Source organism: Streptomyces noursei (assembly GCF_016917755.1).
In the GTDB taxonomy this organism is placed as follows: domain Bacteria; phylum Actinomycetota; class Actinomycetes; order Streptomycetales; family Streptomycetaceae; genus Streptomyces; species Streptomyces yunnanensis.
Map to the genome: position 1 here is coordinate 5,357,750 of NZ_CP070326.1, position 25,339 is coordinate 5,383,088.

At 70.6% G+C, this 25,339-nt stretch carries 19 protein-coding genes, 1 tRNA gene and 1 other RNA gene; 16 read left to right on the forward strand and 5 right to left on the reverse strand.

The annotated features are described in order from the left end of the window. Window positions 1-528: 528 nt before the first annotated feature. On the reverse strand, window positions 529-3,492 hold the full coding sequence (gene afsR / locus JNO44_RS23740) for an SARP-family global regulator AfsR (protein ID WP_205366008.1): 2,964 nt from the start codon (window positions 3,490-3,492) through the stop codon (window positions 529-531). 332 nt (window positions 3,493-3,824) lie between these two features. On the opposite strand from afsR, the gene JNO44_RS23745 reads away from it, so the two are divergent. Continuing rightward, on the forward strand, window positions 3,825-4,025 hold the full coding sequence (locus tag JNO44_RS23745; protein WP_205366009.1) for a hypothetical protein: 201 nt from the start codon (window positions 3,825-3,827) through the stop codon (window positions 4,023-4,025). Between the two features lie 100 nt (window positions 4,026-4,125). Here the strand turns inward: JNO44_RS23745 and JNO44_RS23750 are convergent, their stop codons facing one another. Continuing rightward, window positions 4,126-4,470, reverse strand: a complete 345-nt coding sequence (locus JNO44_RS23750; RefSeq protein WP_205371451.1) for an ATP-binding protein — start codon at window positions 4,468-4,470, stop codon at window positions 4,126-4,128. 7 nt (window positions 4,471-4,477) lie between these two features. On the opposite strand from JNO44_RS23750, the gene JNO44_RS23755 reads away from it, so the two are divergent. From JNO44_RS23755 to JNO44_RS23765, 3 genes are all read left to right on the forward strand, one after another. Beyond that, window positions 4,478-5,071 carry a methyltransferase family protein gene (locus JNO44_RS23755; RefSeq protein WP_240167638.1) on the forward strand — a complete coding sequence of 198 codons (594 nt, stop codon included), beginning with the start codon at window positions 4,478-4,480 and terminating at the stop codon, window positions 5,069-5,071. Window positions 5,072-5,194: 123 nt separating this feature from the next. After that, complete coding sequence (locus JNO44_RS23760) at window positions 5,195-5,812, forward strand: DUF305 domain-containing protein (RefSeq protein ID WP_240167639.1); 618 nt, start codon at window positions 5,195-5,197, stop codon at window positions 5,810-5,812. Between the two features lie 432 nt (window positions 5,813-6,244). Continuing rightward, window positions 6,245-7,510, forward strand: a complete 1,266-nt coding sequence (locus JNO44_RS23765) for a hypothetical protein (RefSeq protein WP_240167640.1) — start codon at window positions 6,245-6,247, stop codon at window positions 7,508-7,510. A gap of 91 nt (window positions 7,511-7,601) precedes the next feature. Here the strand turns inward: JNO44_RS23765 and JNO44_RS23770 are convergent. Continuing rightward, a tRNA-Ser gene (locus JNO44_RS23770) sits at window positions 7,602-7,686 on the reverse strand. 120 nt (window positions 7,687-7,806) lie between these two features. Between JNO44_RS23770 and ffs the strand changes: the two genes are divergently transcribed. From ffs to JNO44_RS23820, 10 genes are all read left to right on the forward strand, one after another. Beyond that, window positions 7,807-7,905: signal recognition particle sRNA small type (gene ffs, locus JNO44_RS23775), an RNA gene on the forward strand. Between the two features lie 94 nt (window positions 7,906-7,999). Further along, on the forward strand, window positions 8,000-10,474 hold the full coding sequence (locus tag JNO44_RS23780) for a DNA polymerase III subunit gamma and tau (RefSeq protein ID WP_205366012.1): 2,475 nt from the start codon (window positions 8,000-8,002) through the stop codon (window positions 10,472-10,474). A 129-nt stretch (window positions 10,475-10,603) separates the two neighbouring features. Next, complete coding sequence (locus JNO44_RS23785) at window positions 10,604-10,960, forward strand: YbaB/EbfC family nucleoid-associated protein (protein ID WP_073444326.1); 357 nt, start codon at window positions 10,604-10,606, stop codon at window positions 10,958-10,960. Between the two features lie 51 nt (window positions 10,961-11,011). After that, window positions 11,012-11,611 carry a recombination mediator RecR gene (gene recR / locus JNO44_RS23790; protein WP_039634325.1) on the forward strand — a complete coding sequence of 200 codons (600 nt, stop codon included), beginning with the start codon at window positions 11,012-11,014 and terminating at the stop codon, window positions 11,609-11,611. After that, window positions 11,604-12,266: a DUF5063 domain-containing protein gene (locus JNO44_RS23795; protein WP_039634322.1), complete on the forward strand. Its 663-nt coding sequence runs from the start codon at window positions 11,604-11,606 to the stop codon at window positions 12,264-12,266. Before recR ends, JNO44_RS23795 begins: the two co-directional genes overlap by 8 nt. A 353-nt stretch (window positions 12,267-12,619) precedes the next feature. Next, a complete protein-coding gene (locus tag JNO44_RS23800) occupies window positions 12,620-13,891 on the forward strand; it encodes an aspartate kinase (protein ID WP_205366013.1) in 1,272 nt (423 codons plus the stop codon). Then, complete coding sequence (locus JNO44_RS23805) at window positions 13,888-15,003, forward strand: aspartate-semialdehyde dehydrogenase (RefSeq protein WP_205366014.1); 1,116 nt, start codon at window positions 13,888-13,890, stop codon at window positions 15,001-15,003. The genes JNO44_RS23800 and JNO44_RS23805 overlap by 4 nt, the downstream gene beginning before the upstream one ends. A 662-nt stretch (window positions 15,004-15,665) precedes the next feature. Next, entirely contained in the window at window positions 15,666-16,241 is a 576-nt protein-coding gene (locus JNO44_RS23810; RefSeq protein ID WP_018536550.1) for a SigE family RNA polymerase sigma factor, read from the forward strand. Then, on the forward strand, window positions 16,238-17,530 hold the full coding sequence (locus tag JNO44_RS23815; protein WP_240167641.1) for a hypothetical protein: 1,293 nt from the start codon (window positions 16,238-16,240) through the stop codon (window positions 17,528-17,530). Before JNO44_RS23810 ends, JNO44_RS23815 begins: the two co-directional genes overlap by 4 nt. A gap of 563 nt (window positions 17,531-18,093) precedes the next feature. Beyond that, window positions 18,094-18,987, forward strand: a complete 894-nt coding sequence (locus JNO44_RS23820) for an SURF1 family protein (RefSeq protein ID WP_205366015.1) — start codon at window positions 18,094-18,096, stop codon at window positions 18,985-18,987. A 73-nt stretch (window positions 18,988-19,060) separates the two neighbouring features. Here JNO44_RS23820 and JNO44_RS23825 read toward each other — a convergent pair whose 3' ends face one another. Beyond that, window positions 19,061-20,911: a S9 family peptidase gene (locus tag JNO44_RS23825; protein ID WP_205370346.1), complete on the reverse strand. Its 1,851-nt coding sequence runs from the start codon at window positions 20,909-20,911 to the stop codon at window positions 19,061-19,063. Window positions 20,912-21,085: 174 nt separating this feature from the next. On the opposite strand from JNO44_RS23825, the gene JNO44_RS23830 reads away from it, so the two are divergent. Continuing rightward, window positions 21,086-21,919 carry a class I SAM-dependent methyltransferase gene (locus JNO44_RS23830; RefSeq protein WP_205366016.1) on the forward strand — a complete coding sequence of 278 codons (834 nt, stop codon included), beginning with the start codon at window positions 21,086-21,088 and terminating at the stop codon, window positions 21,917-21,919. A gap of 113 nt (window positions 21,920-22,032) precedes the next feature. Next, window positions 22,033-23,109 carry a hypothetical protein gene (locus JNO44_RS23835; protein ID WP_240167642.1) on the forward strand — a complete coding sequence of 359 codons (1,077 nt, stop codon included), beginning with the start codon at window positions 22,033-22,035 and terminating at the stop codon, window positions 23,107-23,109. A gap of 52 nt (window positions 23,110-23,161) precedes the next feature. Here JNO44_RS23835 and JNO44_RS23840 read toward each other — a convergent pair whose 3' ends face one another. Then, complete coding sequence (locus tag JNO44_RS23840; protein ID WP_205366017.1) at window positions 23,162-25,240, reverse strand: M3 family metallopeptidase; 2,079 nt, start codon at window positions 25,238-25,240, stop codon at window positions 23,162-23,164. Window positions 25,241-25,339: the final 99 nt, after the last annotated feature.

Here is a 25,339-nt window from a genome sequence, read left to right on the forward strand (position 1 = left end):
TGTGGAGGTCAGCGCCCTTCCCTACCTGGCATCGTTGTAGATGGTGCCTCCTCAGGCCGCTGGCCGGGGCTTCAATCCGGAGCGGGTGACGGGAATCGGACTCGTGCTCTGAGCTTGGGAATCAGGGGGCGTTCGGGTGCACAGTGCCGTCCTGACCTGCGAAGACGCCGAAGCTGGCGTAGGGGTGCCCACTTGAATTTCTGCCCCTTGGTGACCGCTGTTTACCGGTCTATCCGGCACGACACTGGCACGGCGGGCGATGTGGTCCCTGGCTTGGAGCATTTCCGCAGGCGCTGGAGCGCTGCCTGCCACGCGCGCCGCTGCTGACGGGGTGGGATTGCTTGCGCGAAGGAATGGCCCTGCCGGCAGAGGCATTACATGCGCGGCCGCTGCCCCCGCTTTAAGGAGCCCCAGGAAGAGAATGACGGGGTGTGATTACTACTGCTTCGTTGTCCGTCTTCCAACGGTTGGGCCGAGGTGGTTGTGCTCCGTGATCCATCTGGGGATACACCTTCCAGAGCCCGCCGCTCACACATATTGGGTCTGTGGGCGTTCGTCGAGGAGCGTTCGAACGTCCGCGGCTTCAACGGATCCGAGCTTTTCATAGAGGGATAGCGCCTCGCGCCAGCAGGCACGGGCCCGGTCGCGCTGACCGATTCCGTCGAGCGCACGCCCGAGAGCAGTCAGCGTGTTGCCGCGCCGCCACTCGCCGCCTATGTCCTGCATCACGGCAAGGGACTGCTCGGCCGCCTCGGCTGCACTTCCGGGTTCACCAGCAGTGAGGTGGACCTCTGCGATTCGGAAGAGAGTCATCCCCTCCCAGAAGAGCTGCCGACTGTTCCTGAAGACGTCGAGCGCCTCATGGAAGAGTCCGAGGGACTCACTGAGCGGCCCTGCCTGCGTCAGGGCGAGGCCGAGGGCATAGCGCGCGTTGGCGCCACGCAAGGTGAGTCCAAGCTGGTCGTAGATCTCGATGGCTTCCTGGGCGAGTTGTACGGCACTTTCTGTGCGGCCGGTGAGCAGATGGAGGCGGGACAAGTTGCACAGGACGGCGGCCACGCTGGGTTGGTTGGCATCAGCCCGGAAACTGCCGATGGCCTGGCGGAGATACTCTTCCGCATCGGCATAGTGGCCTTCGATGGAGGCGATGATCGCACGTTCGTGTGGCGCATTGCCGGTGACCCATGGATCGTTGACCGCTTGGCACAGCAACATGGCCTGCCGGGCTTCCTCCTCTGCCCCCGCGAACTGCCCTGCGATGGTGTGTACCCGGCTCAGGACCGTCCGCACGCGCGCTTCCACGCGCTTGTCGTCGGCGCGTACGGCGGCATCCCGTACGGCCGTTGCAGCGGACTTGAACCGCCCCGAACCAACACCTGACTCGGCAAGGTCTGTGGCGGCCACCAGAAGGTCGGCCGCTTTGCCGAGGAGGCCGGCAGCGGCCGCCTGCTCCACGCACGCGAGCAAGCACTCGGCTTCGGCATGGAGCCAGTCGAGCGCCGCACTGTACTCCGTAAAGGTGAGCCCTGCGCCATCGGCCACCTCCAGGTGTCCCACCGTCGTGTCGCCGGGCCGCTCCATCGCGTACACGTCCGCCGCGGTCGCCAAGTAGAAGTCCAGCAACCGGGACAGTGCGGCGTGCCGGTCGCCCGCCTGGGTCTCGTCGCGCTCGGCGCACGCGCGCGCGTAGAGGCGTACGAGGTCGTGGTAGCGGTACCGCCCTGGAGCTGCCGAATCCATCAGGGAGGTGTCAACCAAGGACTCCAGGAGATCCTCGGCATCCTGCACCGAGAGCTCAAGAACGGCTGCTGCCGCGGCGAGCGAGAAGTCGGGGCCATCGGCGAGACTCAGCAATCTGAACGCCCGGGCCTGGGTGGGCACCAATTGGCTATAGCCCAGCTCGAAAGTGGCCTTGACGGCGAGATCGCCGGCGTGGAGCTCGTCCAGTCGCCGCCGCTCGTTGGCCAGTTTGGAAGCAAGCGTGGAGACCGTCCAAGTACGGCGTGCAGCCAGCCGTGCGGCGGCGATACGGATGGCCAGTGGCAGGAAACCGCAGGCGGCGACGACAGCCAGGACGGCATCGTGCTCGCCGGAGACCCGCTCTTCACCGACGATCCTGGCGAAGAGCTGGCGTGCGTGCTCCGGCGACATGATGTCCAGGTCCACGAGGCACGCGGCGCTCAGCTCAACCATGCGCGTCCGGCTAGTAATTAGCGTGGCGCTCTCTTGCGTGCCGGGCAACAGGGGCCGCACCTGGTGAGCATCGCGAGCGTTGTCTAGCAGGACGAGGACGCGGCGACCGTCCAATGTCGATCGGTACAGGGCCGCACGAGACTCCAGGCTGTCCGGGATTCGACTGCTCGGCACTCCCAGTGCCTGGAGGAATTCGCCCAGCACATAGTGAGGTTCGGCTGGCTGGGGACCTGTCCCCCGCAGGTCGAAATAGAGCTGGCCGTCCGGGAACTGTCCTCGGGCGGTATGGGCGACGCGTACTGCCAGTGTGGTCTTGCCGATGCCGCCGATTCCGGCGATGGCGGAGACCGCCATGACGTTGCCCTCGGTCGTGGACAGCTGCTGGGCAAGTTCCTCGACCAAAAGTTTGGAGCCGGTGTAGTCCGCGATGGTGGGTGGAAGCTGGGCGGGCCGGACGGCTTCCAATGGCTGGGGCGGCCGGGCTACTACAGGGGAGGGCGAGCTTGGGTCCGGAGAGCCATCCGGACCCGTCAGGCTCGCTTCACCGTGCAGGATGCGCTGTTGGAGTTCAGACAACTCAGCGCTCGGGTCGAGGCCGAGTTCGTCCGCCAGCAGTCGGCGGACATCGCCGTACACGGCCAGTGCCTCGCCCTGGCGACCGCTGCGGTAGAGCGCGAGCATCAGCAGTCCGCGCAGCCGCTCGCGCAACGGGTGCATGGCCGTCAAGGAGGTCAGTTCGGAGATGGCCTTGGCATGGTGGCCGAGTTCGAGGTCCAGGTCGAGGCGTGTCTCCAGGAGACTGAGCCGCCACTCCGTCAGTCGGGTGCGCTGCATCTCGACAAACCGGCCGGCGAGTCCAGCCAGTGGCTCGCCGTCCCAGAGCGCCAGCGCTTCGTTGATGAGGTCCCGGGCACTGCTGACGTCACCGCTGCTACGGGCTCTTTCCGCTGCGGCGGTCCGTCTCTCGGCGAGTGTGAGGTCGAGTGCGTCGTCGGGGACTCGCATCGCATATCCACCGGATTCGCTGATCAGGCAGTCAGCATCCGGGCCGAGCGCTTTGCGCAACCGGGAGGCGTATGTGCGCATGCCTGCCAGTGCGGCGTGCGGCGGATCCTCGCCCCAGAGAGCATCGAGCAGTTCGGGCGCTGTGGCCGTGCGACCACCGTAGAGCAGGAGTACCGCGAGCAGGGCTCGCTGCTGCGGGGAGCCGATCGATAGCGCCTGATCGCCGCGCCAGGCCCGCACGGGGCCAAGTACGGTGAAGCGCAGGTGGAGGTCGAACGCCGGTCCCTGCTCCATCGTTCCCTCCCTCCTAGCCACGATAGCAACGCACCTATCAAACGTATACCGATCGCCTATCCCGAGTTGGAACCATCAGTCAAGCAGCGTTCCGCGACTTGCCCAGTCCGGAGCTGACTCAAGTGGGGATCCCCGGGACTGGCATCCCGGGGCCCCAGCTTCTTGCTGTCCTTCAACTCTGGCTCACGCATGGGACTTTGGGCTACCGTCATGCCCATCGACACGCCGCCGCGAGTGCTCCGGGCTCTCCATGCCAAGGGCCGTCGACGGAATCCTTGCTACGCGTGCCGTGAATTCCGGACTGGGCACGGTTGCAAGGAGAGAACACTGACATGCATGTGATGAGTCCATCTGTGTGGCTCACGGCCGGGGTCATCGTGACCTTGGCCTATTTCGTCCTCATCGGCTACCTCGCCAAGGCACTGAGGTCGACTCAGCGACTCCCCGTAGTGATTGCGGCTATGACGGGGCTCATTGGCGCCCTACCTGCGATCCTCTATGCGCTCTATCAGGCACTCAACCTGACAGCCTAAAGGGCGTGTTGATCGCTTCCCCGGGGCAGCGTCCCACGCCCCGGGGAAGCGAAGGCGAGGGCCTTGGAAGCCGTAGCAGGGCTTCCTGTGCGTACGGCCGTCAGAGGCTGTCGGCCCCCCCCGCGCCCAAACGACGGGCGACAGCTTGGGCGGCCTGTCGTGGGTGCTGGGTGAGCTGTCGGCGGATGATCCGCTGTGGGGGCACGGCGATCTCTGCCCAGACGCATTTGCCGCAGGTGGTGTGCTGGGCCCCGTGGCAGAGGGACAGCCGGTCGATGAGTGCCATTCCGCACCCCGACTCGTCCTCTGAATCCGCCCAGTGCGGAACAGGGAGGACGAGCGAACCATCGTAGACCTCGATGAGGATTCGCCGTCGGCTGAGGTTGGCGGACACTGTGATGGTGAGCATCGTGCCGGTGCCGTGCCGCACCGCGTTGGTGACCATTTCCGACGTGACGGCGGTCAGCGCGTTCCTGCTCGCGCTGTTCACCGAGATGTACGGCGTCCCGCTGACCGTCTACCTGCTCGGCGGCTGGCTGGGCAGCCGCTTCCCGCTGCTGAAGAGCACCCACGCCGGCGGACACCTGTGGAACGACCTGACCAGCTGGAGAGGCGACCCCCACCTGAGCCCGTTCCACCTCGCCAGCTACGTCGCCATCGGCGGCGGCTTCTGGCTGATCGCCGCCGCCTGGCGCGTCCTGCACACCGCCGTCCAGCACGACGCCCTGGCCACCACCGGCCCCTACGCCCACGTCCGGCACCCGCAGTACGACGGCCTGCTCCTGGTCATGATCGGGTTCCTGCTCCAGTGGCCCACCATTCCCACCCTGATCATGTTCCCGATCCTGGTCTACGTGTACATCCGACTGGCCCGCAGCGAGGAACGCGAGGTCGCCCGGCGGTTCGGCGACGAGTGGGACGACTATGCCGCTCGCACCCCGGCCTTCTGGCCCCGCTTCACGCGCCACGGGACAAGTGCTCCGCCCTCACGGCCTCCATCCGTCAGTCGTCCGGCCGGTGGCCGCCCCCGTGGCAGGCAGGTGTGAACAAGGGCAGTTGCGGCGCGGCACCCCAGCGGCAGCCCCGGGGCGCGTACAAGGTGGGGCGACACCCCGTGCACGTCTCCAGGAGCCCGCACCATGAACAGCTTCCGCCCTCGTCACGCGACCATGGCCGCCGCCGCTGCGGTCGCGGCACTCGTCCTGGCCGCCTGCGGCGGCAACGGCAGCAAGGGCGGTGGCTCGCCCAGCCCGACGGCCACCCCGTCCGGCCCCACTGCATCCGCATCGGCAGGGCAGCACAACCGGGCTGACGTCGCCTTCGCCCAGGGGATGATCCCGCATCACCGTCAGGCCGTCGTCATGGCGAACATGGCCGAACAGCACGCCTCCTCCGGCGAGGTCAAAAGCCTCGCGGAAAAGATCAGGAAGGCGCAGCAGCCGGAGATCGACACCATGGCCGGCTGGCTGAAGGCATGGGGCGAACAGGTGCCCCCGGGCCAGAGCGGCACCGGCCCCGGAAGCCCGACCGGCATGCCCGGCATGATGAGCGACCAGCAGATGGACGCTCTCCGGGACACCACCGGCGCGGCCTTCGACAAGATGTTCCTGACCATGATGATCAGCCACCACCAAGGCGCGATCAAGATGGCCAACACCGAGAAGCAGCAAGGCGCTTACGGCCCGGCCAAGGAAATGGCCGGCAATATCGCGACCTCGCAGACCGCCGAGATCGCCCAGATGCGCAAGATGCTCGGAACCGGCTCGCCGTCCCCTACCGGCTACTAGGGGGCCTGTCCGATGGGTCGCGTGACTGCTGAGCAGGTTTTCACGGCACCGTGACCGGTTGCCACCGTGCCTTGTCCGGTAAGTCTCGACAGAGCCTGCGCCGGCGTCTCGGGCCGAAACAGAGCACGGATCCGTCACCGAAGATGGGTCTGCTGCCACTCGCTTGACGACATGTTGATTGCGGCTTCCGCAAGAGCCTGCGCCGAGGCGGTCTTGAGGCCGGCCAGGCCGGTGTCGATCCAGTTCTGAACGATGCTGCCCCCTGCTCGCGATATTCGACGGCCTTCCCCGGGCATTCCAGTTCATCGGGGTCGTGGGCCACGACAACCTCACGGGCCCGGAGACGGCCCGAGCGCCTCTGCGTGTCGACGCCTTCAACGCCTTTGAATTCACGCCCTGTTGGTTGTCAGTGGCGGTTCCTATGGTGGAGAGATGGCGAATGGGGTGTGGCACACCAAATACCGCATTGAGATCAACTTGTCGCTGCCGGATCTTGGACACCCGGACCGCCCTGATCTGTTGGGCGAGATCATGACCAGCGTCGCCGATCGTGATCCCGGACTGCTCGAATGCCTGGCTCACCACGAAGGCCGTGCATGCCTCTCGGAGACCGGCGGCAAATCACCATGGATGTTCGTACGTCGTGGACGAGTCGGTGGTCGCCGACCCCTGGTCGCCTCCCACCTGCCCGTCACGCACAGGGCGACCCCGGCCGAGAGCGAGCAGCACAAGGCCACCAAGGAGCGGATAGTCGCGACCGCGTCGCGGTACGGCCTGGACGCGAAGGCCGAGGTGGCCACTGCGAATCGGCGGAGCATCTCGGATGCCCTCGTCACCGGGCCCGGCGGAATCCGCATCGGCTGGGAAATCCAGTACCACCATCTCGGCCCGAGCAGCGTGCACCGCCGATCGGTCACCGCAGTGGAGAACCAGATGACGCCCCTGTGGGTGGCCAAGGACAAGACGGCCGCCCTCATCGACCGTGCGCCCTGGGCGCGGGTGGACGACATGCCGTGGCGGGAGATCGCCGGCGGCAAGGAGATGGTGATACGCGGCGGGTACTGCTACCTCCAGGTCTGGAAGTGCGTTCCCAGCAGCCCGCGGCACTGCCCGCGCACCGAGGGCGCCGGGCACTGCGAGCAGATCCATGCCGAGTGGTTCCTGCCGGCTCTGTGCCACCCGGAGAAGGGCCCGGTGCACATCGAGGACCTCGTTCTGTGGAGCGCTACAGGGGAGAGCGTGCCGGTCTACGTGCCCAACAGGGGTGGCGGACGAGCCGGGCGCCACACGTGGGTGCCCGCCGCCGACTGCCGACTCTGGCAGGAGCTGACCGGCCAGCCGGCCCCCCTTCCCGACGCGCCGCCATCGGAGGAGGACGACGCGATCACGTTCACGGAGCAGGAGATCGACAGGACGTGCCGGGCGGGCGAAGAGGGTCGGCACACCAGCGATGCGCGGCCCGTCCGCGACCTCGGTCAACCGACCGGTGGCCGCACCCTCGACCGGTTGCCGACGAAGAGGGCCGACCGCCCGATGGTGATCACGCCGGTCGAGCGGATAGCTGCCGCTGCCGCGCTCGGATGCCCGCCGTGGGAGGTGGGCCCGTGCAGCCAGTGCGGCCAGCTGATGCGGCGCTACGGCCGTAATGCGGCCATGACCTGTGACCTGTGCCGCATCGCCCTCAACCAGAGCCGTTGAGCGGCAACCGAGACCAAAACTGAGACCGGACAACGACGAAGGTCCCGACCGGAATCCGGTCGGGACCTTCGTCTGCCCAGCTGGGCGAGTGCGGAGGATACGAGATTCGAACTCGTGAGGGGTTGCCCCCAACACGCTTTCCAAGCGTGCGCCCTAGGCCACTAGGCGAATCCTCCGCCGCAAACAATACAAGACGTTGGGGAGTGCTCGCGAACATGATCCGGGGGAGGGGGTCGGCGAGAGGGTTCGGTGGGGGTGCGGGTCGTTTGTTGGGCGGGGGATCCGCTAATGTGGGGCACAGCCCCTCACGTGGCGCTATCTGACTGAACTCCCCCAGGGCCGGAAGGCAGCAAGGGTAGGTCGGCTCTGGCGGGTGCGTGGGGGGCGCTTGCGTTTGCGGATGGGGCCTCCCCTGCTCGAGCCCTGCTCGAGCGGAGCCGAGAGCTTGGGGACCGCCGGTTGTCAGTGCGGCCCGATATCGTCGTATGCGTGTCGTCCCTTGCGCTGTACCGCCGCTACCGCCCCGAGACCTTCGCCGAGGTCATCGGGCAAGAGCACGTGACCGACCCGCTGCAGCAGGCGTTGCGGAACAACCGGGTCAACCATGCGTATCTGTTCAGTGGACCGCGCGGCTGCGGCAAGACGACGAGCGCGCGGATCCTGGCGCGCTGTTTGAACTGTGAGGAAGGTCCCACTCCCACGCCCTGCGGGACGTGCCAGTCGTGCGTGGACCTCGCGCGCAACGGCCGGGGCTCGATCGACGTGATCGAGATCGACGCGGCCTCGCACGGTGGCGTCGACGACGCCCGTGAGCTGCGGGAGAAGGCGTTCTTCGGGCCGGCCAGCAGCCGGTACAAGATCTACATCATCGACGAGGCGCACATGGTGACCTCGGCGGGCTTCAACGCCCTGCTGAAGGTCGTCGAGGAGCCGCCGGAGCACCTGAAGTTCATCTTCGCCACGACCGAGCCCGAGAAGGTCATCGGCACGATCCGGTCGCGTACGCACCACTACCCGTTCCGGCTGGTGCCGCCCGGGACCCTGCGGGAGTACCTCGCGGAGGTCTGCGGGCGGGAGGACATCCCGGTCGAGGACGGCGTGCTGCCGCTGGTGGTGCGGGCCGGCGCCGGTTCGGTGCGTGACTCGATGTCGGTGATGGACCAGCTGCTCGCCGGCGCCGGCGCGGACGGTGTGACATATGCCATGGCGACGTCGCTGCTCGGCTACACCGACGGATCGTTGCTGGACTCCATCGTCGAGGCGTTCGCGGCCGGCGACGGGGCGGCGGCCTTCGAGGTCGTCGACCGGGTCATCGAGGGCGGGAACGACCCGCGGCGGTTCGTGGCCGACCTGCTGGAGCGGCTGCGGGACCTGGTGATCCTGGCGGCGGTGCCGGATGCCGGGGAGAAGGGGCTGATCGACGCCCCGGCCGACGTCGTGGAGCGGATGACGGCCCAGGCGTCGGTGTTCGGCGGGGCCGAGCTGAGCCGCGCCGCCGACCTGGTCAACGCGGGGCTGACGGAGATGCGCGGGGCGACCTCCCCGCGACTCCAGCTGGAGCTGATCTGCGCCCGGGTGCTGCTCCCGGCGGCGTACGACGACGAGCGGTCGGTGCAGGCGCGGCTGGACCGCCTGGAGCGCGGAGCGGGCGCCGGGGCGGCGGCCATGGCGCTGGGCGCCGGGCCGGGCCCGGCAGGCGCCGTCGGCGGCATCGTTCCCGGTGGGGCCGTGCTGGAGTCCGGTGGGCCCGCGGTCGGGTACGCACCGGGCGCCGAGGCCCATCCGCCGATGCCGGCCGGGCCGTCCGGACCGGCGGCGGCGCGGGCCGCGGTGCGCGGGGCGACGGGCTCCCCGGCGACCACGGGCGCGGCGCCGGCTCCGGCCCCCGACCCGGGCCCGGTGGCGGACGCAGTCGGTGCACCTGCGGCTCCGGTGGCCCCCACCGGCCCCGGTGACGCGCCTGCCGACCCTGGTGCGTACGGCGGCACCCCGGCCGGTCAGGCGGAGGCCCCTCAGGGCGGGGCGGCGCGCCCCGGTGCGTGGCCCGGTGGCACCCGCGGTGCCGGTGCGACGGGCGCCGGCCAGGGCGCCGGGGGCCAGGGCGCTGCCGCGCGGCAGCCCGGCAGCTGGCCGTCGGCCGTGGCACCGGGGCAGGGCGGTCAGCCGGCGGCCGGCGGGACCGGTGCGCCCGCACCCGGTGCGCCCCCGGCCGGTCCTGCCGCACCGGCCGGACCCGTGGGCGGAGCGCCCGCGCCCGCCGGCGGTGGGCCCGCCGCGCCCGCTCAGCCGGTGTCCGGCGGGGCGGCGCAGGGTGCCGCACAGGTGCGGCAGCTCTGGCCGCAGATCCTGGACGCGGTCAAGGGCCGACGGCGCTTCACCTGGATCCTGCTGAGTCAGAACGCCCAGGTCTCCGGCTTCGACGGCACCACGCTGCAGATCGGGTTCCCCAACGCGGGGGCCCGCGACAGCTTCGCCAACGGCGGCAGCGAGGACGTCCTCAAGGAGGTGCTCGCCGAGCACTTCCAGCTCCAGTGGCGGGTCGAGGCGATCGTCGATCCGTCCGGCGGCGCCAACGCGCCGGCCGGCGGCGCCCGCGGCGGCGGGGGCGGGGCGAACGGCGGCTTCGGCGCCGCCGCCCCCCAACAGCCGGCGCCGCAGGCCCCGGCCGCCCGGCAGAGCGCCCCGGCGGCCCCCGAGCAGCACGGCTCGGGCGGCGCCGGCGGCGGTGGCGGCCAGGGGGCCCGGATGGCGCGCGAGGCGGTGGCCGCCAAGCCGTCCACGGGCGGCGGCCAGGGCGGCCCCGCGGCGGAGCCCGCGTACACCGCGCCGGACTCCTCGATGTCGATCGAGTACGACATGCCGGCGGAGGACGACCCGGATCTCGTCGACTCCGCGCTCAGCGGGCACGAACTGATCGTGCGGGAGCTGGGGGCGACGGTCCTGGAGGAGTTCGACAACGAGTGAGCCACGGCCCCGTCCCAGGGGCGTACGGCGCACATCAGTGCTCCTCCCTGCGGCGTAGGGCGCCGGGCGCGCGAAACACGTAGGCTCGGGCTACCGCACCAATCGTTGTCGTACGGCAGGAGTCATGTCGTGATCCCCGGTGGTCAGCCCAATATGCAGCAGCTGCTCCAGCAGGCCCAGAAGATGCAACAGGATCTCGCGGCCGCCCAGCAGGAGCTGGCGGAGACGCCCGTGGAGGGTTCCGCGGGGGGTGGCCTGGTCAAGGCCACGGTGACCGGCTCCGGTGAGCTCAAGGGCCTGGTGATCGACCCCAAGGCGGTCGACACCGACTCGGCGGAGGAGACCGCCGAGACCCTCGCCGATCTCGTCCTCGCGGCGGTCCGCGACGCCAACGCGACCGCGCAGAAGCTCCAGCAGCAGAAGCTCGGCCCGCTCGCCCAGGCGCTGGGCGGCGCAGGCGGCGGCATCCCCGGCCTCCCCTTCTGAGGAGTAGCCAACTAGCGTACGCAGCACGGCAGAAGAGAGAGAAGACGTTCCGTGTATGAAGGCGTGGTCCAGGACCTGATCGACGAGTTGGGCAGGCTGCCCGGCGTCGGTCCCAAGAGCGCGCAGCGGATCGCCTTCCACATCCTTCAGGCCGAGCCGACCGATGTCCGCCGGCTCGCGAACGCGCTGATGGAGGTGAAGGCGAAGGTCCGGTTCTGCAGCGTGTGCGGCAATGTCGCGCAGGAGGAGCAGTGCCGGGTCTGCCTTGACCCGCGGCGCGATCCGGCGGTCATCTGCGTCGTGGAGGAGCCCAAGGACGTCGTGGCGATCGAGCGGACGAGGGAGTTCCGCGGCCGCTACCACGTCCTCGGTGGGGCGATCAGTCCGATCGAGGGCGTCGGACCCGACGACCTGCGGATACGGGAACTCCTGGCCAGGCTCGCGGACGGCACCGTCACCGAGCTGATCCTGGCCACCGACCCGAATCTGGAGGGCGAGGCCACGGCCACGTACCTGGCCCGGATGATCAAGCCGATGGGCCTCACAGTGACGCGACTGGCCAGTGGGCTGCCGGTCGGAGGCGATCTGGAGTACGCAGACGAGGTCACGCTCGGGCGGGCCTTCGAAGGGAGGAGACTTCTCGATGTCTGACGCCACGCTGCACGACACGACACAGAACCCGGACGACTTCGCCGTTTCGATCTCCGACTCGATCGAGAGCTTCATCGTCGCGGTGACCGAGGTCGCCAAGGGCGACGAGCCGGACAGCGCGGTGCCTTTCCTGCTTCTGGAGATCTCCCAGCTGCTGCTCACCGGCGGCCGGCTGGGCGCCCACGAGGACATCGTTCCCGACGAGCGGTACGAACCGGACACCGGCCCGGAGCCGGACGTGGACGAGCTGCGCGAGCGGTTCGCGCGCCTGCTGGACCCGGTGGACGTGTACTCCGAGGTCTTCGACCCGTACGTGCCGCGCAGCGAGCCGGTGGCCTCCCGGATCTCCGACGACCTCGCCGACATCATCACCGACCTGCGGCACGGGCTGGCGCACTACCGGGAGGGCCGGGTCACCGAGGCCCTGTGGTGGTGGCAGTTCTCCTACCTCGCCAACTGGGGGCCGACCGCCTCGGCCGCCCTGCGGGCCCTGCAGTCGCTGGTCGCCCACGTACGCCTCGACCAGCCGCTGGACGCGCTGGACGGCCTGGACACCGACAGCGACGCCGCCGGGGACGAGGACCGGCTCGCCGAGGAGGCGGGCAAGGTCATGGCGGCCGAGATCGCCGGCCCGCTGGGGCTGCACGGGGTGTGAGCGACGGCCGCACCGCCGTACGCTGAAGCCGGGCGCCGGGTGTGACCTGGGTTACGTTCCCGTGTGCCCGGAGGTGAAGCGGGCAGGTGCAGGCCGAGCCGGTGCGACGGAGCACCGCGCTGGACCGGCGAGGGACACCGTGTTCACGGACCGCGTTCGGCACGCTCATGGGCACCTTCCGCAGGAAGGGAGCCCGGGTGGGCGAGTTGATCAGAGCGTGGGTTCGGTGTCTCACGATGTGGTGGTAGCGGGGCGGATTCCGCCCGCTCGTTAGACTGAGCCGACCGCAGTACCCCCATTTCCGGGGGTCCGGGAGGGACTCCCTCCCGCAGAGACAGTTGCGAGGAGCGCACGTGGGCCTTGTCGTGCAGAAGTACGGCGGCTCATCCGTTGCGGATGCCGAGGGCATCAAGCGCGTTGCCAAGCGAGTCGTCGAGGCCAAGAAGAACGGCAACCAGGTTGTCGTGGTGGTTTCGGCGATGGGCGACACGACGGACGAGCTGATCGATCTCGCGCAGGAAGTGTCCCCGATCCCGTCGGGGCGCGAGTTCGACATGCTGCTGACCGCCGGAGAGCGGATCTCCATGGCCCTGCTGGCGATGGCGATCAAAAACCTCGGCCATGAGGCGCAGTCCTTCACCGGCAGCCAGGCCGGTGTGATCACCGATTCCGTGCACAACAAGGCCCGGATCATCGATGTCACGCCCGGCCGCATCAAGGCGTCGATCGACGAGGGCAACATCGCCATCGTCGCCGGCTTCCAGGGCGTGTCCCAGGACAAGAAGGACATCACGACGCTGGGGCGCGGTGGTTCGGACACCACCGCGGTGGCGCTGGCCGCCGCCCTGAACGCCGATGTCTGCGAGATCTACACCGACGTGGACGGTGTCTTCACCGCCGACCCGCGGGTCGTGAAGAAGGCCCGGAAGATCGACTGGATCTCCTTCGAGGACATGCTGGAGCTGGCCAGCTCCGGCTCCAAGGTGCTGCTGCACCGCTGCGTCGAGTACGCACGCCGTTACAACATCCCGATCCACGTCCGCTCGTCCTTCTCGGGGCTGAAGGGCACGTGGGTCAGCAACGAACCGCAAGGGGACAGGCCGATGGAGCAGGCAATCATCTCGGGCGTCGCGCACGACACCTCCGAGGCGAAGGTCACGGTCGTCGGGGTCCCGGACAAGCCGGGCGAGGCCGCGCGGATCTTCCGTGCCATCGCCGACTCCGAGGTCAACATCGACATGGTCGTCCAGAACGTGTCGGCGGCCTCCACCGGGCTGACGGACATCTCCTTCACGCTGCCGAAGGCGGAGGGCCGCAAGGCCGTCGCGGCGCTGGAGAAGACCCGCGCCGCGGTCGGCTTCGACTCGCTCCGCTACGACGACCAGATCGCCAAGATCTCGCTGGTCGGCGCCGGCATGAAGACCAACCCCGGCGTGACCGCGGCGTTCTTCGAGGCGCTGTCGAACGCGGGCGTGAACATCGAGCTCATCTCGACCTCCGAGATCCGCATCTCGGTCGTCACCCGTGCCGATGACGTCAACGAGGCCGTCCAGGCGGTGCACAGCGCCTTCGGCCTCGACAGCGAGAGTGACGAGGCGATCGTCTACGGCGGCACGGGACGATGATCCCGGCCGAGGCGGGCCGCCCGTCCCTCGCCGACACGGCTGGGGCGGGGGCCCGCCCGGCCGCCAAGCCGCACCTCGCGGTCGTCGGCGCCACCGGTGCCGTCGGCCGCGTCCTGCTCGGGATCCTCTCCGAGCGGGCCGACGTCTGGGGCGAGATCCGACTGATCGCCTCCGCCCGCTCGGCCGGCCGCAAGCTGACCGTGCGCGGTGAGGAGGTCGAGGTCCTCGCGCTGAGCGAGGACGCCTTCGACGGCATCGACGTCGCGATGTTCGACCTGCCGGACGAGGTCGCCGCGCAGTGGGTGCCGGTCGCGGTGTCCAAGGGCGCCGTCGTGGTGGACAATTCGGGCGCTTTTCGGGGGGATCCGGAGGTGCCGCTGGTCGTCCCCGAGGTCAACGGGTGCGCGGCGCGGATGCGCCCCCGCGGGATCATCGCCAACCCGAACTGCACCACCCTGTCGATGATCGTCGCGCTCGGTGCGCTGCACGCCGAGTACGGGCTGAGCGAGCTGGTCGTCTCCTCGTACCAGGCCGCGTCCGGGGTCGGTCAGGCCGGCGCCGAGACGCTACGGGCGCAGCTCTCGGCCGTGTCCGGTACGGGACTGGGCGCCGCGCCGGGCGACGTCCGGCGGGCGATCGGCGACACCCTGGGGCCGTTCCCCGCCCCGCTCGCCCTCAATGTCGTGCCGTGGGCCGGGTCGCTCCAGGCGGACGGCTGGTCCTCGGAGGAACTGAAGATCCGTGACGAGTCCCGGAAGGTCCTGGGGCTGCCCGAACTCCCGGTCACCGCGACCTGCGTGCGGGTGCCGGTGCTCACCACGCACTCGATGGCCGTGCACGCCCGCTTCGAGAACGAGGTCACGGTCGCCGGCGCGCACGAGATCCTGGCGGCCGCGCCCGGGGTCGTCCTGTTCGACGACCCGGCGGCGGGCGAGTACCCGACCCCGTCGGACGTGGTCGGGACGGACCCCACGTGGGTGGGGCGGGTGCGGCGCTCGTTGGACGATCCGCGGGCGCTGGAACTGTTCGTGTGCGGGGACAACCTGCGCAAGGGCGCGGCCCTGAACGCGGCGCAGATCGGGGAGTTGGTGGTGGGGGAGTTGCGGGGGTAGGGCGGTCTGGGGGTGCCGGGCGGATGCGTGGACATTTCTGAGGTTTTGTCGGTTTCTGCTCCTGGTCCTGGTCCTGGTCCTGGTCCTGGTCCTGCTCCGGTTTCTGTTGCCTCCTTTTGTTTCTGTTCCGCTGTGGCATTGGTTCCGCTGCGCACGCTCAGCGCCCCGGGGGCTTCGGGCGCTGATCTTCGTGTGGGGTGCGGTAGTTGTCGGGAGGGACTGCGACGGGGTGGCCGCCTGCGACATAATTTGTGGGACGTGTGAAGATTTCGTGTATGAGGTGCTGGTCCGAGCCACTTGATCTGGGCTGATGTTCTGTTCGATCATTCGCTTCCCACGAGGTTGCAACCGCCGGCCGGTGGGTGGCGTCTTTCCGGGTCACCTCCTGGGGCGGTCCGCGGTCTTCGCGGGTCGCTTCCGGGGCCCTGGGGTGGCGGGGCGACTGTGTCAACGCAGTCGCATCAGGGTAATTGGGGCATTTGGGAAGAGCTGGTGCGCATGAGGGCATTCGACGCATCGCCACAAGCGGTGCCTTGCGCGTACAACCCTTTTGGGGGGAAGCGTGTCCAACAGGCGTGGCAGAGGTACTCGGATTCACCATCGCCCCGGCGGGAGCGGCAGGCGCGGCAGTGCGCCCGCAGCACCCACGGGTATCCGGGGGCATGCCGGTGATCGCCCCCTGGTCCGCCGCGCGCCCCGCGCAGCTCTCGACGCAGCGTGGGGACACTGACGACGCGATGGCAGCCGGCACCACAGTCGACCACCTCACCGAGACCTATCGCGCGCACTACCGCTCGCTCCTCGGCCTGGCGGCGCTGCTTCTCGACGACACCGCCTCCTGCGAGGACGTCGTACAGGAAGCCTTCATCCGCGTGCACTCCGCCCGTGGCCGGGTGCGCGATCCCGAGAAGACCCTGGCCTACCTGCGGCAGACGGTCGTCAACCTCTCGCGCTCCGCGCTGCGTCGGCGCATCCTCGGGCTGAAGCTGCTCTCCAAGCCCATGCCCGACATGGCGAGCGCCGAGGAGGGCGCGTACGACCTGCTGGAGCGGGATCAGCTCATCAAGGCCATGCGCGGGCTGCAACGGCGCCAGCGCGAGGTGCTGGTGCTCCGCTACTTCGCCGATATGACGGAGGCTCAGGTCGCCGAGACGCTGGGCATATCGCTCGGCTCGGTCAAGGCGTACGGCTCGCGGGGGATAGCGGCGCTCCGCGTTGCCATGGAGGCTCCGGCGTGAGTGCGGCAGGACCCGACCGGGAGAACACCGGGCACGACGGGCACGACGGGTACGACGGGGACTGGCGCGAGGGCGACGCCCGGGACGGCCGGGACACCCGGGACGGCCGGAGGGAGAAGGCCGGTCGGTGGGCCGGCGGCGGTCGATCCGACGTCGACGGTTTCGCTGGTGACGACTTCGCCGGTGGCCGTTTCGGCGGCGATGGCTTCGGTAGCGATGGCTTCGGCGGCGACGCCTTCGGGCGCGGTGGTGACGGCTTCGGCGGTGAGGACGAGTTGCGGCGGCTGCTGCAGTCCCGCGTCGTCGACCTGGAGCCCGCGCCGGACGCCCTGGAGCGGTTGCGGCAGGCGGTCCCGGCCCGTCGTCAGCGGCGGCGCCATGCCGTGGTGGGCGCGGCCGCCGCGCTGCTGCTCGGCGGTACGGCGATCCCGGCGATGGTCCACGTGGCGAGCTTCAGCGACGGCCCCGGCGACCGTCCGGCCAACGCCGCCAGCAGCCGGGACGCCGAGCACGACACCAGCGGCACGCGCGGCGAAGGCACCGAGAAGGCCAGCACCCGGCCGACCGGCGGGAGCGGGGGGAAGCCCAGCGCTGACCGGCCGGCGGACAAGGCGGGCAAGGACGCCGAGAAGCCCGGTGCGGGCCTGCCCGGCACCGGCGCGGGCACACCCGCACCCGACACGACGATGGACGTCACCTCACCGGTCTGCGGGCGCGATCAGCTCGGCAAGGGCACCGGAACGGTCCGCCCGGCCGACGCGTCGGGCCGGGTCTACGGCGCGTTCCGGGTGGTGAACACGTCCGATTCCGCTTGCTCCGTGCAGGGCGGCGGGACCGTGGACCTCACCCCGCAGGGCTCCACCAAGGCGGACAAGATCCACGTCGTCGACCACACCTCGGGTGACGACGCCACCGGGCTGCCGGACCCGGCGACCACCCCGGACCAACTGGTGCTGAAGCCGGGGCAGGCGTACGAGGTCAAGTTCGCCTGGATCCCGGCGGCCGGCGGCGGCACGACCGGATGCGTCAGCCCGGGACCGTCGCCGACGCCCGACCCGTCCAAGGCGCCGGGGGACTCGCCGGCCGCCGCGGCGACGACGAGCGGCAGCGGCAGTGGCACCGCTGGCCAGGCCGGCGGCGGTGACGGCTCCGGTGACGGCGGGGCGGCGGCCGGCGGCGTGCTCCTGACCCATACGCCGGAGGCGGGTCCGCCCACCGCGGCCGACACCAAGATCCCCGACGCCTGTGCGGGCACGGTGTACCGCACGGCACCGCTGGCCGCACCGTAGGCCGAGCGGCGCCCTGCCCGAGGACGGAGCCCTGCGGCGCGCTCCCCGGAGAACGGGGGGTGCCGCGGGTGCCGCGCCCGGAGACCTGATGGCGCTTCGGTTGTCCGGCGATCTGGCGATGCTTTGGCCGCCCGGAGCCCGGATGGCACCTCGGCCGCATGGCAGACCTGACGAGGCTTCGGCTGCTCGGCAGACGCTGCTCGGCAGACCTGGTGACGTTCATGGCCGTGCGGCAGACCTGATGACGGCTCGTTCGCCAGGAGCACCTGAGGAAGCCTCGGCTGCCGGGGAGGAACGCCGTCTGGGGAGCAACCCGGAGCGCTGTCTGGGGGCGAAGGGGGCACCTGATGGGCCCGAGGCTTCACTTGGGGAACCTGAAGGGGCCCTTGTCCGTTCGGTACGGGCGCGGGGTGGTGCGGCATGGGCGGAGGGCGGTCGGTATGGACGAGGGAAGGCTGTCGGGCACCGGGCTCAGAACGGCAACCACCCAGGTCCCGGGGCCGGAACCGCGGCGAGGAGGGGGCGGTGCGGCCGTGCGGCGCGGGCCCCGTACCGTTGGTGGGGTGTACCGGTTCCTGCTGACCCCGCGGTGGTGGGGAATCAACGTCTTCGCCGTGCTGGCGATCCCCTTCTGCATCTTCATGGGCAGCTGGCAGCTGAGCCGCTTCGACGCCCGGGTCGCCTCACACCACCAGCAGGAGAACCGAACCGCCGACGCCGCGGCCGCGGCTCCGCGGCCGTTGCAGAGCCTGCTGCCGGTCGACCAGGTCACCTCCGGCCGCCAGGCCAGTGCCCGTGGCCGCTTCGACGCCACGCACCAACTACTGGTCCCGGGCCGCACCCTCCAGGGCAAGAACGGCGACCAGCAGGGCTTCTACGTCCTGACCCTGCTGCGTACGGACGGGGGCAAGGCCCTCCCGGTCGTCCGCGGCTGGCTGCCCGGCGACGCGAACGCCACGGCCGACACGGCGAAGGTGCCCGCGCCGCCCACCGGCGAGGTCACCGTGGTCGGCGCGCTGCAGGCGTCCGAGAACGAGGGCACGGCCGGGGTCCGGGCGGGCGGCGGTCTGCCGAAGGGGCAGCTCGGCATGATCAGCGCGGCGTCGCTGGTCAACATCGTGCCGTACGGCGTCTACGACGCCTGGATCACGCTCACCGACCCGCCCGCCCCGCTGCGCGCCGTCCCGCCGGCCGCGGTGGAGGGCACCGGCCTGGACATGAAGGCGTTCCAGAACCTCGGGTACACCGGCGAATGGTTCGTCTTCGCGGGCTTTGTCCTCTTCATGTGGTTCCGTCTGGTCCGTCGCGAGGCCGAGGCCGCCAAGGACGCCGCCCTGGGCATCCTCCCTGAGGGGCCCGAGGGGCCCGAGGGGCCTGAGGGGCCCGTGGGGGCGGCGGCCGAGGAGGGCGCGACCGGCGAGGGCGCGACCGGGACTGAAGTCACGGCCGGCAGGTAGGGGGCTCCCCCGGGGGGCCTCCCCTCCCCTCCCCCCCCCCGCCCCACCCACCCCCACCCGCCCCACAGCGTCGCTACTCGACCTTCTCGCTCGACTCGGCCTTCTCGTTCGACTCGGACTCCGTGGCCCCCGCATTCGTCAGGTGGCGGTGGGCGAAGTCCAGCTCCAGGCGGACCTGCTTGATGCGCTCCTCCACGACGAGGGAGCCGTGGCCGGCGTCGTAGCGGTAGACCTCGTGGGGGTGGCCGCGCTTCTCCAGGCGCTGGACGTAGTTCTCCACCTGCTGGATCGGGCAGCGCGGGTCGTTGACGCCGGCGGAGATGTAGACGGGGGCCCGCACCGCGTCGACGTACGTCAGCGGGGAGGACGCCTCGAAGCGCTCGGGGACCTCCTCCGGCGTCCCGCCCAGGAGGGTGCGGTCCATGGCCTTCAGGGCTTCCATCTCGTCGTGGTACGCCGTGACGTAGTCCGCCACCGGGACCGCGGCCAGCCCGAGCGCCCAGGCGTCCGGCTGGGTGCCCAGGCCCAGCAGGGTCAGATAGCCGCCCCACGAGCCGCCGGCGAGCACCAGCCGCTGCGGATCCGCGAGACCGGAGGCGATCGCCCACTCCCGCACCGCGGCGATGTCCTCCAGCTCGATCAGGCCGACGCGGTGCTTGAGCGCGTCCGTCCAGGCGCGGCCGTAGCCGGTCGAGCCCCGGTAGTTGACGCGGACGACCGCGAAGCCGTGATCGACCCAGGCCGCCGGCGACGAGGCGAAGGCGTCGCTGTCGTGCCAGGTCGGGCCGCCGTGGATCTCGAAGACGGTGGGGAAGGGCCCCGCGCCGGGCGGCTGCTGCACCAGGGCGTGGATGCGGCCGCCGGGGCCGTCCACCCAGGCGTCCGTCACCGGGACCGATCCGGGGGCCTTCATGCCGGGCGGGTCCAGGACGACCGTGCCGGCCGTCGAGCGCACCTCCGGCGGCTGGGCGGCGGACGACCACAGGAACTCCACCGTCCCGTCGGGGCGGGCGGTGGCGCCCGAGACCGTGCCCGCGGGGGTCTCGACCCGGGTGAGGGGAGCGCCCTGGGCGTCCGCGCCGGACGGTGGCGTGGCCAGCTCGTAGCGCCACAGTTCGCTGCGGGCCTGGTACTCGTGCTCCACCAGCAGCGCCGAGCCGTCCGGGTACCAGTCCGCGCCCACGTCGCCGGGCAGGTCGATCTCCAGCGGGGTCTCCCCGCCCGTCAGCGGATCCCAGATCATCGGCTCCCAGCGGCCCCGCCGCTGATGCCCCACCAGCAGTCGGCTGTCGCCGTCCACCGGCGCGAAACCCATCACCGACAGGCCCAGTTCCTCGGTGCCGCCGTTGGTGTCGTCCAACTCGGCGACCGTCGTGCCGTCCGGCCGCACGACGCGGATGGCGGAGTGCATCGCGTCGCCGTGCTCGGTGTGCTCGATGGCGATCAGCGATCCGTCGTGGGAGAGGTCGCCGACGCCGGCCGACTCGCGGTGCCGGTAGATCTCCACCGGCGGCCGGCCGGGCCGTGCGACGTGGACCGTCGAGCCGTCCTCGTCGGTGGAGCAGCCGACCACCACCGTGCCGTCCCGGCTGATGGCCAGCCCGCCCGGGTAGGAGGGGGCGAGCCCCGGTACGGCCGGTTCGTCCGGGCCGCCGGCGAAGGGCTGACGCATCCAGACGCCGAACTCGTCCCCGTCGGTGTCCGAGAACCACCAGACCCACTCGCCGTCCGGTGACAGCGTCCCGTCCGTGGTGCCGTGCGGGCGGTCCGTGGCCTGCCGCTGGGTGCCGGTCGCGCGGTCCCAGGTGTAGAGCTCGAAGGTGCCGGTGGCGTTCGAGACGAACAGGGAGCGGTCCGGGGCGTACTCGGCCCATTCCGGCAGCCCGATCCGCGGGGCGCGGAAGCGCTTCTCCCAGTCCGGCATGGTGGCGGTCGGGTCCGCCGTTTCCTTCGTGGCGTCGGCGGAATGGGGGAGGGCGGGGGACGGGTCGGCGGGGGTGCGGCCGGGGCCTGTGGTCTCGTCAGTCATGGGGCCATTCTGCGCCCGGCGGGGAAATTTCCGTTGGCGAGGCCGAAGGGCTGTGGATAACTTCGGGCTATGCGAGAACAGACCGGTCCCGACGGCTGGCGTGAGGCGAATCGCGCGAGGTGGGACGAGCGCGTCGCTCTCCACACCGCGAGCGATTATTACGACCAGGACGAATTCCGGCGGACCCGGGATGTGATCCGCGACTTCGAGGTGGCGGAGGTCGGCGACGTCACCGGTCGGAGCCTGCTCCATCTTCAGTGTCACTTCGGCCAGGACACGCTGTCGTGGGCGTACCGCGGCGCCGCCCGGGTCGTCGGACTCGACTTCTCCGAACCGGCGATCGAGACGGCCCGCGATCTGGCCGCCGAATTCGGCTACGGCCCGGAGCGTGCGGCCTTCGTCGCCGCCGACGTTTACGACGCCGCCGAAGCGGTGCCCGACGCCGCGTACGACATCGTCTACACCGGCATAGGGGCGGTGAACTGGCTCCCGGACCTGGTCGGTTGGGCCGAGACGGTCGCGGCGCTGGTGGCGCCCGGCGGTTTCCTCTATCTCGCCGAATTCCACCCGCTGGCCGATGTGTTGGACGACAAGACCGGCTCGCAGGTCGCCCACGACTATTTCCGTACCGAGGCGTGGGACGAGGAGGCCCCCGGCAGTTATACGGACTTCGAGGCGCGGACGGTCCACAACAGGAGCGTCGAATGGCAGCATTCCCTGGGGGATGTGGTCAGTGCGGTGGTCGGGGCCGGGTTGCGCGTGGAGTTCCTGCACGAGCACGACATGACGCTTTTCCAGCGTTTCGGTGTGCTGCGGCGGGGCGAGGACGGCTACTACCGTTTCCCGGACGACCGGCCCCGCGTCCCGCTCATGTATTCCCTGAAGGCGAGCAAGCCGGCTTGAGGGAGGGCGGGTCCGTCCGTCGGGCCCGCCGTGGGGGCGCCGCGTCCGGCCCGTTAATGTGGCGGACTGCCCGGTCGGTTCGGGCCGGTCATTGTCGACAACGGGGGTTTTCCGTGCGGGTACGCACACGGTTGGCCGGTGCCGCGGGTGCGGGCGTGCTCATGCTGCTGGCCGTGGGGTGCGGGGGAGCGCCGAGCAGGACGCCGCAGGCGGAGGCGTCCGCCGGCGTGCTGCCCGCCGCGCCGCAGCCGATGGAGTCCGCGTCCCGCGCCGGCACCTGGACCGGTTCCGACCACACGGCGCATCCGCTGCGGCTCAAGCCCACCCGCCTGGCCCTCGGCCACCCCGCGGACCTCGCGCACATCCGGCTGGACGACAACCTCAAGGGGCTCGCCCCGTACTACCTCACCGTCTCCTACACCAATACCGGCAAGAAGCCGGTGAGCGGGCTGTATCCGGAGCGGAACTTCTCCGTCAACGGGGTGGACGGTCAGGCCGGCGAGCAGGTCTCGCTGTTCCGCACCAACCCGCTGGCCACCAGCAACGGTCTGCCGCCCGAGTGCCAGGAGTCCGGCAAGGACACGCTGGCGGCGGGCGAGACCACGTCGTTCTGCCAGATCTTCATGCTCCCCAAGGGGCTGAAGCCGGGGAACGTCTCCTACAAGGACGACGGTGGCGACACCCTGATCTGGCAGATCGGCGGTGCCCGGCAGGGCGCGCCCGGGGTGCGGCCCCCGCACCAGCCCACCGACGCGGTCACCACGGACGGCGACCGTCACACGGCGACCGTCCTGGCCACGCCCAAGAGCGTCCGCACCGGTTCCCTGGCCGATCTGAGCCGCTTCGACCTGAAAGCGGACCAGAAGAAGCTCGTCCCGTATTACGTGACGGTGGAGTACCGGAACACCGGTGCGTACGAGCTCTACCCGGGCCTCAACGAGAACTTGACGCTGACCGGCGTCAGCGGCCAGCAGGCACGGAAGATGATCCTGTTGGACATCGGCGGCCCCGGTGTTCCCCAGTGCCCCGAAGCGGTCCCCCACAAGATGGTCAAGCCGGGCGCCACGGTGACCGAGTGCACCATCCACATGCTGCCGAAGGGCGACCCGCCGGCCTCGCTGACTTTCCAGGGCGACGGTGACGGCGCGCGCCCGGTCACCTGGCGGGCGGTGGCGGACGACGGGGAGTAGGGACGGCGACCGGGCGCCGGGGCCGGGCCGTGGGCCGCCGGCGCCCGGTCGGCTACTCCGCGGGCCCGGCCCCCCGCCGTGCCAGCAGCGGCCCGAAGTCCGGGTCGCGTCCCAGCACCGCGCGGAACGCGGCCATCGGGTCGATGCTGTTGCCCCGGCTGAGCAGTTCCCGGCGGAAGATCTCGCCGCTCTCGCGGACCGTCCGGCCGTTCTCGCGGAACCAGCGCACGGTGTCCGCGTCCAGTACTTCCGCCCAGCGGTACCCGTAGTACCCGGCCGCGTAGCCGCCGCCGAAGACATGGGCGAAGTAGCCGGTCCGGTAGCGGGGCGGGATCGCAGGGTGGGCCAGTCCGTGGCGTGCCAGCGCGGCCGTCTCGAACGCCTCGACGCCGTCCGCGGTGGGCAGTTCGTCGGCGGGCACTGTGTGCCAGGCCCAGTCCAGGACGGCCGCGGCCAGGTGTTCGACGCTGTCGAAACCTTCGCCGAATCGTTCCGCCTCCCGCAGCCTGGACGGCAGTTCGGGTGGCATCGGCTCCCCGGTGCGGTGGTGCCGGGCATAACGGGCCAGGACCTCGGGCCACTCCGCCCACATCTCGTTCACCTGCGAGGGGAACTCGACGAAGTCGCGCGGCACTTCGGTGCCGGCCAGCAGCGGATAGCGGACGTCGGAGAACATCCCGTGCAGCGCGTGCCCGAACTCGTGGAAGAGCGTGGTGACCTCGCTCCAGTTCAGGAGCACCGGTTCGCCCGCCGCCGGCTTGGCGATGTTCAGGTTGTTGACCACCACGGGCCGCTGCCCCAACAGGTGTGACTGCGTGACCAGTTCGTTCATCCAGGCGCCGCCGCGCTTGGATTCCCGGGCGTGGAAGTCGCCGACATACAGGCCGAGGGGGCTGCCGTCGGCATTGTGCACCTCGAAGACCCGGGCGTCCGGGTGGTACGCGACCAGATCGGGGCGCTCGGCGAAGGTGATCCCGTACACCAGGGTCGCGGCGTGGAAGACGCCGTCCCGCAGGACGGCCTCCAGCTCCAGGTAGGGGCGCAGTGCCGCCGCGTCGAGGTCGAACCGCTGCCGGCGCACCCGCTCGGCGTAGAACTGCCAGTCGGCCGCGCCGACCTCCGCGACGCCGGCGGCGTCCGCCAGCGCCGCGCCCTCCCGCTCGGCGTGGACCAGGGCCGGGCCGATCAGCTTCCCGAACATCTCCGCCACGGCGTCGGTCGTCCCCGCGGTCTGGTCGGCGACCTGCCAGGACGCGTGGCTGGAGTGCCCGAGGAGGGCGGCGCGCTCGGCCCGCAACCGGGCCACGGCGATCGCGACGGACCCGTTGGTGGCGCCGCCCCGCCCCATGGAGGCGGTCAGCAGCCGCTCCCGCAGGGCGGGGTCCTCCAGCGCGGCGAGCTGCGGCTGGTTGGTGAAGTTCAGCAGGCTCAGCGCGAAGCGGCCGTCGTGCCCCAGCGCCCGGGCGTTCTCGGCGGCCGTGGCGATCTCGTCGTCGGGCAGTCCGGCCAGTTCCTCGGCGCGGTCCACCACCAGCGCGGCCGCCGCGGTGTCGGCCCGCAGATTCCGCCGGAAGTCGGTGCACAGGGTGGCGATCTCGGCGTTCAACTCCCGCAGCCGGCGCTGCTGCTCGGGGGCCAGCCGCGCCCCGGCCCGCACCCGCGCCGCGTGGTGGCGCTCCAGCAGCCGCAACTGCTCACCGTCCAGCCCGAGTCCGGCACGCGCCTCGTACAGCGTCTCCAGGCGGGCGAACAGGGCGGGATCGAGCAGCACGGCGTCCTCGTGGGCGGCCAGCCGCGGCACGATCTCCGCCTCCAGCTCCTGCGTGGCCTCGTCGGTGTCCGCGTTGGCCTTGTTGAAGAACACCGCGGACACCCGCCGCAGCACCGCGCCGCTGAGCTCCAGCGCCGCCACGGTGTTCTCGAACGTCGGCGGCTCGGAGTCGGCCCCGACGGCGGCCACCTCGGCCAGCTGCTCGGCGATGCCCCGTTCGAAGGCGGGCCGGAAGTGCTCGTGCCGGATACGGGCGAAGGGCGGTAGCCCGTAGGGAAGTTCACTGGCCGAGAAGAACGGGTTCGACGTCGCGGGCCGCCGGTCCGGGTCCGGAACCGCCGCGGACCCCGTACCCGTCACCGGCCCCGAAGCCGTCGCTGTACTCGGACGCGTCTCGGAACTCTTCGCAGAAGTCACGGGGACCGACCCTACGCGGACCACCGGCCGGCGGTCCGGTGC

What these genes read in the sequence shown, in the direction of transcription:
- JNO44_RS23745 (WP_205366009.1), top strand. Translation starts at nt 3,825, where the DNA reads ATGCATGTGATGAGTCCATCTGTGTGGCTCACGGCCGGGGTCATCGTG.
- JNO44_RS23795 (WP_039634322.1), top strand. Translation starts at nt 11,604, where the DNA reads ATGTCTGACGCCACGCTGCACGACACGACACAGAACCCGGACGACTTC.
- JNO44_RS23760 (WP_240167639.1), top strand. Translation starts at nt 5,195, where the DNA reads ATGGCCGCCGCCGCTGCGGTCGCGGCACTCGTCCTGGCCGCCTGCGGC.
- afsR (WP_205366008.1), bottom strand. Translation starts at nt 3,492, where the DNA reads ATGGAGCAGGGACCGGCGTTCGACCTCCACCTGCGCTTCACCGTACTT.
- JNO44_RS23830 (WP_205366016.1), top strand. Translation starts at nt 21,086, where the DNA reads ATGCGAGAACAGACCGGTCCCGACGGCTGGCGTGAGGCGAATCGCGCG.
- JNO44_RS23765 (WP_240167640.1), top strand. Translation starts at nt 6,245, where the DNA reads ATGGCGAATGGGGTGTGGCACACCAAATACCGCATTGAGATCAACTTG.
- JNO44_RS23805 (WP_205366014.1), top strand. Translation starts at nt 13,888, where the DNA reads ATGATCCCGGCCGAGGCGGGCCGCCCGTCCCTCGCCGACACGGCTGGG.
- JNO44_RS23825 (WP_205370346.1), bottom strand. Translation starts at nt 20,911, where the DNA reads ATGCCGGACTGGGAGAAGCGCTTCCGCGCCCCGCGGATCGGGCTGCCG.
- JNO44_RS23810 (WP_018536550.1), top strand. Translation starts at nt 15,666, where the DNA reads ATGCCGGTGATCGCCCCCTGGTCCGCCGCGCGCCCCGCGCAGCTCTCG.
- JNO44_RS23750 (WP_205371451.1), bottom strand. Translation starts at nt 4,470, where the DNA reads ATGGTCACCAACGCGGTGCGGCACGGCACCGGCACGATGCTCACCATC.